The 12,878-nt window shown below is 38.9% G+C and carries 6 protein-coding genes and 1 pseudogene; 5 read left to right on the forward strand and 2 right to left on the reverse strand.

The window, feature by feature from the left end:
- Positions 1-30 precede the first annotated feature (30 nt).
- Together AC4MRQ_RS21390 and AC4MRQ_RS21395 are read left to right on the forward strand one after the other, a co-directional pair.
- Positions 31-5,124, forward strand: coding sequence for a toxin TcdB middle/N-terminal domain-containing protein (locus AC4MRQ_RS21390; protein WP_491199763.1), 5,094 nt, complete (start codon positions 31-33; stop codon positions 5,122-5,124).
- Positions 5,125-5,134: 10 nt separating this feature from the next.
- On the forward strand, positions 5,135-5,920 hold the full coding sequence (locus AC4MRQ_RS21395) for a hypothetical protein (RefSeq protein ID WP_491199764.1): 786 nt from the start codon (positions 5,135-5,137) through the stop codon (positions 5,918-5,920).
- A gap of 821 nt (positions 5,921-6,741) precedes the next feature.
- On the opposite strand, the gene AC4MRQ_RS21400 is transcribed toward AC4MRQ_RS21395, so the two are convergent.
- Complete coding sequence (locus AC4MRQ_RS21400) at positions 6,742-8,421, reverse strand: T9SS type A sorting domain-containing protein (protein ID WP_491199765.1); 1,680 nt, start codon at positions 8,419-8,421, stop codon at positions 6,742-6,744.
- Between the two features lie 105 nt (positions 8,422-8,526).
- Between AC4MRQ_RS21400 and AC4MRQ_RS21405 the strand changes: the two are divergent.
- Positions 8,527-8,712 (forward strand): annotated as a pseudogene (locus tag AC4MRQ_RS21405) (IS982 family transposase); the annotation flags it as partial.
- 510 nt (positions 8,713-9,222) lie between these two features.
- Here AC4MRQ_RS21405 and frr read toward each other — a convergent pair.
- On the reverse strand, positions 9,223-9,786 hold the full coding sequence (frr, locus tag AC4MRQ_RS21410) for a ribosome recycling factor (RefSeq protein ID WP_491199766.1): 564 nt from the start codon (positions 9,784-9,786) through the stop codon (positions 9,223-9,225).
- Positions 9,787-10,215: 429 nt separating this feature from the next.
- Between frr and AC4MRQ_RS21415 the strand changes: the two genes are divergently transcribed.
- Positions 10,216-10,896 (forward strand): succinate dehydrogenase cytochrome b subunit, encoded by a 681-nt coding sequence (locus AC4MRQ_RS21415; protein WP_491199767.1) that lies wholly within the window; start codon positions 10,216-10,218, stop codon positions 10,894-10,896.
- Positions 10,897-10,919: 23 nt separating this feature from the next.
- Positions 10,920-12,857, forward strand: a complete 1,938-nt coding sequence (locus AC4MRQ_RS21420) for a fumarate reductase/succinate dehydrogenase flavoprotein subunit (RefSeq protein WP_491199768.1) — start codon at positions 10,920-10,922, stop codon at positions 12,855-12,857.
- Positions 12,858-12,878: the final 21 nt, after the last annotated feature.

Consider the following 12,878-nt stretch of genomic DNA (forward strand, 5'->3'; position numbering starts at 1 on the left):
GGCTATGGCCGATTTGGTGAAAAGATACTGATGAAAAATGTGCCCCTGCTGGATGCGCCTGATCATTTTAATCCGGCTCGTGTAAAACTGACCGATGTGGATGGTACCGGTACCACCGATATTATTTACCTGGGAGCTTCAAAAGTACGCTATTTTAAAAATGAAGCAGGTAATGCCTGGAGCGAAGAGCAAATAATTACTGCCTTTCCGGCCATTGATAACTTGTCACAGGTCAGTGTAACCGATTTGATGGGCAATGGCACCTCGTGTTTGGTATGGTCATCCTCATTACCACAGCAACAACATCAATTGCGTTTTGTGGAACTGACATCGGGAATTAAGCCTTATCTGCTTACTTCTTTTGAAAACGGGCTTGGTCGTAAAGTGACCCTGCAATATGCACCTTCCACCAAGTTCTTTATGCAGGATAAAAAGGCCGGGAAAAACTGGATAACCCGTTTGCCTTTCCCGGTACAGGTGTTGGAACGTGTCGAAGATCATGAGCTAGTGAGTGATACTAAAATCACCAGCCGCTATGCCTATCACCATGGGCACTACGATGTGCACGAGCGCGAGTTTCGTGGTTTTGGTATGGTAGAACAATGGGATACCGAAGACCTTGCGGATACAGAAGGTTACCAACCACCAGTCTATACCAAAAGTTGGTTCCATACAGGGGTTTACGATAAGCAAGATAGTGTAGCAGTACAATTTACCAATGAATACTTTGAAGGAGATACGCAGGTTTGGCTTTTACCTGATGTTGCCATGCCGGATAATCTTACAGCGGAAGAAGAGCGTGAAGCATGCCGGGCATTGCGTGGGCAGTTATTACATTCTGAAGTGTATACGCAGGATGGATCGGATATAGAAGGTTTGCCCTACCTGGTTGAAGAAAAAAACATGTCGGTTCGCTTGCTGCAATCAAAGGGAGAAAATAAGCATGGGGTGTTTATGGTTGTTGATAATGAAGCCTTGTCCTATCATTATGAGCGTAATGCAGATGATCCGCGTATTGCCCATTTTGTTACCTTGAATACCGATGCTTATGGTAATGTTCTGGATGCTTTTCAAATTGCCTATCCACGTCGGGATGTTGCCGGAGCTACTTATGAGCAGAAAAAACTGACGGTGGTGTATACACAGACGGCTTATATCAATGAGTCAGACATTGGCTTGCAATTAATAGGCGTGCCTTATGAGACGAAGAGCTACGAAATGGGAGGGTTTACTGCAACTGGTCAGCCCATTAGTAGGGAAGAGCTGCAGACTGCCATTGAACAGGCTACCGAGATTGATTACACAACCACCTTATCGGGCAATGTAGAGAAGCGCTGCTTCCAACACCAAAAGAGCTTTTTCTATGATGAAGCTTTAACAGGTAGTCTGCCCTTGGGTGAAATAGCGATTCATGCCTTGCCCTATAAATCACTGACTGCCGACTTAACTGAGGATTTACTTTCACAGGTTGATGGAATAGGCGATAAATACACTATTGAGCGATTAAGTACTGAGGCGGCCTATGTGTTTGAACCTGGTGTTGATGGCCGGCAAGGCATTTGGTGGATACCATCGGAAGTGATAAGCTTCGATAAACAGGCTTTTTATCTGCCGGTACAACAGACTGATGCCTTTGGTTATAGTACGCAATTGAGCTATGATGACTATAAGTTGATGCTGAACAGTACCACGGATGCTTTAGGTTATAGCAGTAACGCTGAAATTGACTATCGCCTCTTACAGGTTAAAAAGTTAACCGATCCCAATGGGAATAGTCAGGCTGTGGCTTTTGATACCCGTGGAATGGTGAGTGCTGTGGCTTTAATTGGTTCTAACGGCGAAGGCGATACATTGGCCAAACCCACCATGCAATATACATACGATCTGGATGCCTGGACGCGTGAGCAGCAACCCGCACAGGGGCATGTAAGCATGCGCATTGAACACGGCAACGATGCCACAGAATGGATGGAGAGTTACGAATACAGCGGTGGCTGGGGCAATCTGGTGATGACCAAGGTGCAGGCTGAAGATGGCGATGCTATGCAGATTGCGGCAGATGGTACTAAGGAAATCGTATCAACTACCAATCGTTGGGTTGGTAACGGGCGAACCGTATTTAATAACAAAGGCAAGGTCATACGTCAATACGAACCTTACTTTAGCACAACACATGCGTACGAGGCCGAAGAAGACCTGACGACTCACGGTGTTAGCCCTGTGTTGTATTATGATCCGGTTGGGCGTAATATCCGTACCGAACTGCCCGATGGCACATTAACCAAAGTTGAATTCACGCCTTGGGAGCAACATAACTTCGACCAGAACGATACAGTGCTCGAAAGCCAGTGGTATGCTGACTTGGGCAGTCCCGATCCTTTAGGAGCTGAGCCGTCTGATGCACAACAACGAGCTGCCTGGCTAACGGCTAAACATGCCAATACGCCACAAGTGCGTTACTTCGATAATATGGGACGCGAGTACATGGTGGAGGACGATAATGGTAACGAAGGTAAATACCAGGTTCATACCCGACTGGATATTGCAGGACGACCGGTGGTGATAACTGATGCCAAAGGGCGGGCAATGACCACCAATACCTTTGCGATGCAACAGGCTTTGAAAGTGCAGAATATCGACTCTGGTACACGTACCTTGTTAAACGATGTCAGCGGACAGCCTCTTTACAGTTGGGATAGCCGCAACCACCGGGTGCGTAACACCTACGATGCTTTGCACCGGCTGGTAGCAACTTACCTGAAAGAGGGTGTTGCCAATGAAATTAAAGTTCAGGAACAGCAGTATGGCACTTCTGCTTTGGCTAATAATATTGGGCAACTGGAATACCAATACGATCAAAGTGGTTGCACCCGAGTTGTAAGCTACGATTTCAAGGGCAACCCTGTAGAGACTAAAAAAGCCTTTTGGGAGGACTATATGGGTTATCGTGATTTAAACGCTGCGCCTGCTTTGCAGCAAGAAGGAGATCCGGTTGAAGTAATAGAGCACAGCACAACCTTTATTCTGGATGCATTAAACAGGCCGGTGAGTAAGACCCTGCCAGATGGTACTACAGAAACCTATTTATACAATAAAGCAGGCTTGCTGGAAGGCTTAACATCAGGTGGACAATTGTATGTGAGTAATATTAACTATAACGAGAAAGGCCAGCGTACCGATATTTACTATGCCAATGGCAGTAAAACCCGCTATGTGTACGATGCCAATACTTTTCGTTTAGAACGTTTACTAACCACTCGCAACACAGGACAGGACATCTTACAAGACCTCAATTACACTTACGATGCCGTAGGTAATATTGTGGAGCAGGTTGATAATGCCCAACAAACTTTCTATTACGGCAATTCGGTGGTTGAGCCTAAAGGGAAGTACGAGTACGATGCCCTCTATCGCTTAACAAAGGCCACCGGACGTGAACTCAATAGTCTGGCTATGCCAACAGCCAGCGACTTTGCCAATAATATTGGATTACCCAATATGGCTGCCAATGCCATGCAAAACTATACTCACAACTATAGCTACGATGAGTTGGGGAATATGCAAACAGTCAATAGCCAAGGTAATTGGATGCGCAGCTATTTCTATAATTTCAGCAACAACAATTACCTGTTGGGCCATACTGATGGAGCTACAGAATATACTTACGATGCCCATGGTAATATGCTCATCATGCCTCACCTGCAAGCTTTGCATTGGGATTATAATGACTGGCTGACGGAAGTAGAGTTGGATGCTACGGGCAACAAAGCCTACTATGTGTATAATGCAGCAGGCGAGCGTGTACGCAAAGTGGTGGTGAAAGGCACGGTAAGTGAAGAGCGCTATTATTTTGGTGATTACGAAATTTATCATAAATTCGTCAACGATGTACTGGAAACAGAGCGAGCCACGGTTAATATCTCGGACGATAAGAAAAAAATAGCTACCGCTGAGACACTCACAGTAGATCAAGGTTCTTTGACAAGTAATCCTGTAGCAATTATTCGTTACCAGTATGATAACCATTTGGGTTCTGCTTCTTTGGAACTAGACCAAGCGGGAGATATTATCTCTTACGAGGAATACCATCCTTTTGGAACAACCAGCTATCGAAGTGGCCGCACCGAGACCGAGACCTCTCAAAAGCGTTACAAATACGTTGGCAAGGAGCGTGATGAAGAAACCGGACTTTACTATTATGGTTTTAGATATTATGCGGTCTGGCTTTGTCGCTTTGTAAGTGTTGACCCTTTGCAGTATGAGTATCCGCATTATACACCTTTTCAATATGCCGGTAATAAACCAATCAGTTATATTGATTTGGATGGGTTGGAGGAAGGGCAGCGACCTTATGAGGTAGAGGCATTTTCATTGAGTAAAAAGATTAGCAATTTTTGGAAAGAATTTACAGGAAATGATATTAAGAACGCTAAAAATGAAGTTGAACGTGAGAAAGCTATCCGGAAGCAAAAGATCAGGTCAAAGCAACTGGAAGAGGTTGATCAATATGTAGAGTACATGACTTATGGAGTTATTGCAGTTGCTGGAGTTTATACGATTGCAGTTGTGGGAGTTGCATATGGCGGTGCTGCATTTAATTTTGTAATTACTAATGTGCCAAAAAAAGTATGGGTTGATATAGGTGAAATAGGATATGAATTTAGTATGGATGCCTTACAACAACTAGCAGCGAAGCGCGGTGATATTGGACAAATTGATTGGGCTGATGCTGTCGCCTCAGGAATAATTAAAGGTAAATTTAATAACTGGGGTAAAATAGGAGATTTAGTTAAACCACATGCAGTTAATGTATTTAAGTCATTTGTTGATGTGAAACTTGAAAAGGATCAGACACAAATTAAGCCATTGGATCAGGCTATACTAGAATTGAGTTTGAGGACATTTGTTGATTATTCTTCTAATGAAATGATTGGAAAGGTTGAAGGTGAACACAAAAAGAAACTCTTTGATTATTTTAAGAAAGAATATCGTCAAATACTTGATCAGGCTCTAGTAAAAAATCCAAATCTATCTGGAATATCTGATGATCTGGATTTCTATAAAGATTTAGAATGTAAGCAAGACAATACAAAGTTAGGTCTCAATTCAATGGGAGGATTCTAAATGTTATATTATGATTAAAATAACTGGTTTAGGAAAGAATTTGATCATTTATTATGTGATTATAGCAATATCAACAATTGGATTAATTTATTATCAATCAAGGGGAGATGTAATTGAAGACTCATCATTTAAGGTATTAGGCATAAGGTTAGCCGACAGTCCAATCTATGGAGAAGGAGGAGATAATAGATCAAATAAGTTCATAAGATTAAGAGGTGATAATTCCGGAATTTTCTATGATGTAGAAGGATGTTCTTTTGAGAATTTGGATTTTATTAAAACAATGAACTTGAAGGCTGGAGATTCAATATATGTTAATGTTCTGCCTCAAAGAAGTATAATTGAAAAAATAAATACTGAAATTGGGGTATATGGTATCTCATCTCCGAAATATGGGTTGCTATTAGATTCTTATGACGTAGTCAATTGTGTAAATAGTTTTGGGATTCGTATTTCGATTGTTTTAGTCGGAGTGATTGCCATATGTTTATTTATTGTGTTAACTAAGATTCGATGTAGTAAGTCAAAAGTAACTGATCAAGATTTGAACAAAAATGAAATTGTAATCGAAAATGCGAATGATGAGAAATTAACGGTAAAGAAAAATAAGTGGCAAAAGTCTCAATTGTTATATCTTTTGGGAATTCTACTTGGATTAAAGATGATATTTGAACCTCATAGCGAATACGATATAAATATTAATGAATTGTTTTCAGAAACAACCGGAGTAATTTTAATTGGATTTTGCATTTTTGGTTTTTTTAGAGAATTGTACTACGATAGATCAGATAAGTAAATATAGATACCCCTGTTCACCGTAGGAAGAAGTAATGATTATCGTTCGGTGTAGTGTCTCGCTACGTCGCCTTAGCAAGACCTCTGACCTGTACAATATACAAGACCTTGCAATTACACTATTGCAGGGTTTTGTTTTTGATGTATTGACAATATTCAATTCACATGCCTTGTACATAAGCCTTAGTCATCAGATAGAATCGATTGCTTAATTACTAATTTGCATGGATATCAAATGATGGTTAGAAGTCACAGACTACAGTTTTGATTCGAAGCACTTGTAAATTTCAACGTATGGATATTCATACGAAAACAATACAGTATTTATTATTCAAAAGTCGATGCTTATCGAACCTAAAACCGATAAGCATCGGTTTCCAAATGGATAGTTATCGGTTTCCAAATGGATAGTTATCGGTTTCCAAATGAATGATCATCCAATTAAAATGTATATTTAATTATTCGTATGACCTTACTGAACGAACTCTGTAAGTTCATTTTTTCTAAAAGTAGCTTAATATACTATAACATAAGTCTTTTCTAAGAGAATCATGCTTTATTATTTTCACCAATTTGCAAGGATATCAAGTGATATCTGGTAGTTAGAGACTACTGTTTTTGTTTGACGAATTTGTGAATTTCACGGAGCGTAGGGCTGAGGTTTTATAGAATAAAACGTAGTGAGACGTTACACTTAACAGGGGGAGAGGTATAATAAAATTTAATACTTCGGCTCTGGGTACAGAAAGAAAGCCGGATACCTTAAGTGTCAGGCTTTCTTTTTATATCAACTTCGTATTAGATGCTTCAGGATAAGGGGGGTTATTCTTTAATTATCTTATAGCTAGCACCTTCTATATTTAGAATATAAATCCCTTTGTTTAGATTGCTAACATCAATTTCTGTTTTATTTTTTGAAGCCATGTATGTTTCAATTAGTACACCATTTGTATCGTATACTTGAATCACCTCTCTACCTAAGGTACCTGAAATAGTAAGGTTGTTAATTACTGGATTTGGGTAAGTATGTAACTCTACTGTGTACATCTGTGATGTACTGGTAGGAATAGGGGCTGAATAGTAATAATTTGATACTTTATTTAATTGCCAACCTGAATTATTTGGATTTTCATCATCCCAATCCTCTTCTATCCAATAAAAAAGAGTATAAGTTAGTTGTTGACCAATATCATTGTACTTACGTTCTTGTTTATATGTATATACCTCATCCCAAGGGCTTGAGCTATCGGGACGATAAAGTTGTATGCGACATGTTGTATGTCCCGATAAATCATATTTTTGATCTACTTTTCTAAATATTTTCCATGACCCGGTAAGATTATCCCATTGATTATTTATGTGATGTGACTTGTACCAATCTTGATTTTCAGTATCCCAATTGTAACGCAGGTAAGATATCAGATTATCATTACTGTAATAGCTAATTTCTTTATAATTAGGTACAAAGATGTTGTCGATAAGGTTATAATGTATTACATAGTCACCATCATATCCTATTCTACTAACAGGGAGCCAGGTTTCACCTTCCTTTGTATATTCTGTTTCGAAGCGAATTGTTCCGTTTTCTACTTCCGTTTTAAACTTCCAATCCAACTCCTGGCTGTCCCATTGGTAAGTTGTTTGAATCTTAATGCTTTTGTCATCATTAAATACATAACCAGATTTAGAGTTGCCCTCGAAATGGTTGCTTGTAGTATTCCAAGTGTAATTGGCCATGGTTTGATCATATCCATCATCATCATGCAATTGTTCAAACTTTGAAAATGGAACCCACATTTCATCACTCCACTTATATATTATTTCTTGCTTGTATTCATCACTATTTCCATGGAATACAGCCTCTTTTTTGTAATCTGGTTGAAGTTGCTCAAGTATATCATCCCATATATACAAAATGTAAATCTTTGTTTTGTTTTCTTCATTATCTGTATCCCATTCGGTTTCTTCTTTGCTTGAATAGACCCATGAGTCAGTCCAATGATAATGTTCATATAGTGTTTGATCCCCATTTGAATTATACTCTTTAACTACTTTATTGGAATATCTCCAGAGCTTATTATTTGAATCCCACCTTGAAACTATCATTACATGTCCATTGCTGTTATATACGTAATCTGTTTTTTGGTAGTAAGTCCATTCTTCTTCAATGTTATTCCAGTTATAATATTCTAAAAGGATAAGATTATCATTAATATTATATTTATATATTGTTTTAGAAATAAATTCATCGCTACTATTTAGTGTTACAACACTGTCTAATAATTCTGTAGTAGATGAAGTAAATTTTAAAAAAGTTTGACCTTCCTTATTGTTTGATATGATATTGTCTTCTTCTTCAATATCTTCTAATGGAACTAATTCAAGTTGTTTTTGCCTTGAATGCTCCAGAAAAGCAACACTGTTTTGCTGGGATTTTTGTGCTTGAGCAATGAAAGATATATTACATACCATGAAGATGATTAGATAAAGTATTTTTTTCATTATTGATATTTTAACGTGAGTTCTATGTAGGAATTTGATAATCAAGTAAAAAGAAATAATTCTTCAGTATATTTAAGTGTATAGACCTAAATCAACTCGTTTCTTATGGGAGATAAAGTTATCGAAATTTATTATTTAGTAGATGAATTTTGCTAAGTATTTAATCAAGTTAAGATGGGGCATTTCTTAACAGAAAACACCAGTAAGAAGTGAAGAATTAGGAATTTTAATATGTCAGATAGCGAGGTAATTACCATCCTAATTTTATTTCACTTAGGCCAGTTTATAAATCCTCTGATGCGTGTAGCAATTAAATGGCGTATATCGTTCGGTGTAGCGTCTCACTACGTCGCTTTTAACTAGCCTAATGAAATAAATCGTAGCGTGACGCTACGCTTAACGGAGAAAACAATACAGTTTTTATCATTCAAAAGTCGATGCTTATCGAACCTAAAACCGATAAGCATCGGTTTCCAAATAGATAGTTATCAATAAAAAGCAAGCTTGATTTCAACCAAAACCTGCCTTGGTTTCGATCCAAACCTAACGTGGTTTTGTGCAAAACCTAGCTAGGTTTTGGGTCAAACCTAATTTGGTTTTAAGTAAAAGCAAGCTTGGTTTTTCTTAAACACTAATTAGAGTGCAATTCCTTACTAAGCAGAACATACAATTTTGTTCCTAAATGTTTAGTTTACATCTAATTAGGACGAGACAGAGCCAATAAAAAAGCCACTCATTGCTGAATGGCCTATCAATATTTTTGAATGTAAGTCTTTTATCTTACGTCTTAAATCTATTGTCTTATACAGTCAGGATATCCTTTTCTTTCACCTCAAACATTGCATCCACCTTCTTCACATGTTCATCAGTGATTTTTTGAACTTCAGCTTCGGCATCCTTCTCCAAGTCCTCAGATAAACCTTCTTTTTTCATTTTCTTCAACTCATCATTACAATCACGACGAGTATTACGGAAACTTACTTTAGCATCTTCGCACTCAGCCTTGGCTTGCTTTACCAAATCTTTACGACGCTCTTCGGTTAATGGAGGAATATTAATACGGATGATGTCTCCATTGTTATCCGGGTTTAAGCCCAGGTTGGCTGCCATAATAGCTTTCTCAATCTCACCAATCAATTGTTTTTCCCATGGCTGAATGGCAATGGTACGAGGATCAGGAGTACTCAGGTTAGCCACCTGCGAAAGTGGTGTCATGCTGCCATAGTAATCAACCAAAACGCCTTCAAGCATTTTAGGATTAGCTTTACCTGCACGAATTTTACCTAATTCGTTGTCAAGATGTTCAACTGCTTTGGCCATTCTTTCTTTGGCATCCTCTAATATTAAATCTATTTCTTCTTGCATGGTCAGAATATATGATTGTGTTAAACCTGTTCGTTCAAACAAAAATAGAAAACTTTATAAGAAAATAAAAAAGCATTGAAGCTCAGCGATTAGCATTATCTTTCTTTAAAAGAATTTAACAGGTATTCCTTTGAATTAGCCTAAAATTTAAAGTAAATTGTGACGCCTTATCCCAATAAGCTTTGTGAATTTAAATTGATTATAAATAGATAAAAAGAGGTCTTTATCTTTTTAATTTTTCATTAATTTGTAATAATAAATGTTAAAAAGATGACAATGTAAAATGTTTAAATGTGTGGTTAATTAGAATTGATATAAATATAGAATTAATTCTTTAATATTATTTGCCCGATGGGCCTTTCAAACCTACATTTGCAGCCTTAAAAACAAATTAGTTTTAACAAATAAATAAATTAAAAAGGGATTCCTATGAGTACTATTTTTGGTTCCTCAATTGGAAGAAAGTTGCTGATGAGTTTATCAGGACTTTTTTTGGTGGTGTTCTTAATCATTCACCTTTCCATTAACTTACTGCTGCTTGTGCCAGATGGCGGGCAGATGTTTAATGTAGCCGCTAACTTTATGGCGCTTCCATTAATTAAGTATGGTTTGCAGCCGTTTTTGTTTGCAGGTTTCATTGTACACATTATTTATGCAGCCATCTTAACACTTCAAAACAACAAAGCACGTGGTTCGGCCAAGTATGCTTCGGGTAACAACACTAAAGATGTGATGTGGGCATCAAAAAACATGTTTGTGTTAGGTTTGACTGTTTTAGCGTTTTTGGTTGTTCACCTGATCGATTTTTGGGTGCCATTGCAAATTACTCATGCGGCGGAATCAATTACCATTGATGGGGTAGAAATGCACAACACTTACGCATTGGTGAATGCAGCTTTTGCACAACCATGGAGAGTCGTCTTGTATGTGATTGGAGCCTTAGGATTAACGATCCACTTAACTCACGGATTTTGGTCGGCGTTCCAAACTTTAGGATTAAGCAATAACATCTGGCGTTGTCGCTGGACTGTTGCCGGTATTGCTTTCGCATGGATTGTAGGTCTTGGATTCGCTGCAATTGCCATCCTTCAATTTGCATTTTATCAATAGTCAAATCTAAATACATCATAGATATGAAATTAGATTCTAAGATACCACAAGGCGATATGGCCAAAAAGTGGTCTAATTATAAAGCTAACCAGAAACTGGTTAACCCTGCTAACAAGCGTAAATTAGATATTATTGTTGTTGGAACTGGTTTGGCAGGTGCTTCGGCCGCTGCTTCATTTGGTGAAATGGGTTTCAATGTAAAGAACTTCACCATTCAGGATTCTCCTCGTCGTGCTCACTCAATTGCAGCACAGGGAGGTATCAATGCTGCAAAAAACTATCCAAACGATGGAGACTCGGTTCACCGTTTATTCTACGATACAGTAAAAGGTGGCGATTATCGTGCTCGCGAAGCTAATGTGCACCGTTTGGCTGAAGTAAGTAACGATATCATCGACCAGTGTGTGGCTCAGGGTGTTCCTTTTGCCCGCGAATACGGCGGTTTATTGGATAACCGTTCATTTGGTGGTGCTCAGGTGAGCCGTACATTCTACGCAAAAGGACAGACTGGTCAGCAGTTATTGATTGGAGCTTACCAGGCTTTGATGCGTCAGGTAAATGCCGGTACAGTTGACTTATACACACGTACCGAGATTGTTGACATTGTAATGGTTGACGGAAAAGCACGTGGTGTTATTGCACGTGACCTGGTAACTGGTGAATTCCAACGTCACTTTGGTCATGCAGTTGTATTGGCAACTGGTGGTTATGGAAACACTTTCTTCCTTTCTACTAACGCAATGGGATCAAATGGTTCAGCTGCTATCAAAGCTTACCAAAAAGGTGCTGCTTTTGCTAACCCTTGTTTCGCTCAGATTCACCCAACATGTATTCCTGTTCACGGTGAGTTCCAGTCGAAGTTAACCTTGATGTCAGAGTCCTTACGTAACGATGGACGTATCTGGGTTCCTAAAAAGAAAGAAGATGCTGAAGCAATTCGTGCCGGTAAAATGAAGCCAACGCAAATTGCTGAAGAAGATCGTGATTATTACTTAGAGCGTCGTTATCCGGCATTTGGTAACTTAGTACCTCGTGACGTAGCGTCTCGTGCTGCTAAAGAGCGTTGCGATGCTGGTTATGGTGTTGGCGCAACAGGATTAGCTGTTTACCTTGACTTTAAATCGTCAATCGAGCGTTTAGGTGAAGATGCGATTCGGGCCCGTTACGGAAACTTATTCCAGATGTATGAAAAGATTGTTGATGACAATCCATACGAAACACCTATGATGATTTACCCCGCTATTCACTATACAATGGGTGGTATCTGGGTTGATTACGAATTGCAAACAACTGTTCCTGGTTTATTTGCTGCTGGTGAGGCTAACTTCTCTGACCACGGTGCAAATCGCCTAGGTGCTTCAGCTTTAATGCAGGGATTAGCTGATGGATATTTCGTTCTTCCATATACAATCCAGAACTATTTGGCTGATGATATTTCTACACCTCGTATGACAGGTGATGAAAAAGAATTTATGGATGCTGAAAATGAAGCAAAAGCTAAATTCGAGAAATTAATGTCTATCAAAGGTGAGCGTTCAGTTGACAGCATTCACAAAGAGCTTGGATTAGTAATGTGGGATTTCGTAGGTATGGCTCGTAACAAAGAAGGTTTGGAGCAGGCTATTGAAAAGATTGCTAATATCAAGAAGGAATTCTACAGTAATGTACGTATCCCTGGTTCAGGTGAAGGTATGAATGTAGAGTTGGAAAAAGCATCTCGTTTGGCTGACTTTATTGATATTGGTGACTTAATGGCCCGCGATGCATTAAATCGTGAAGAGTCATGTGGCGGTCACTTCCGTGAAGAGTACCAGACTGAAGAAGGTGAAGCAATGCGTCAGGATGACAAGTTTGCTTATGCTGCTTGCTGGGAATACCAAGGTGAAGATAAAGCACCTGTAATGCATAAAGAAGAATTGTCTTTTGAAGTGGTTAAAGTTGCACAGCGTAACTACAAGTAATCAGGTCATTAATGTTCATAA

The sequence above is a fragment of the Carboxylicivirga sp. genome (assembly GCF_982718395.1).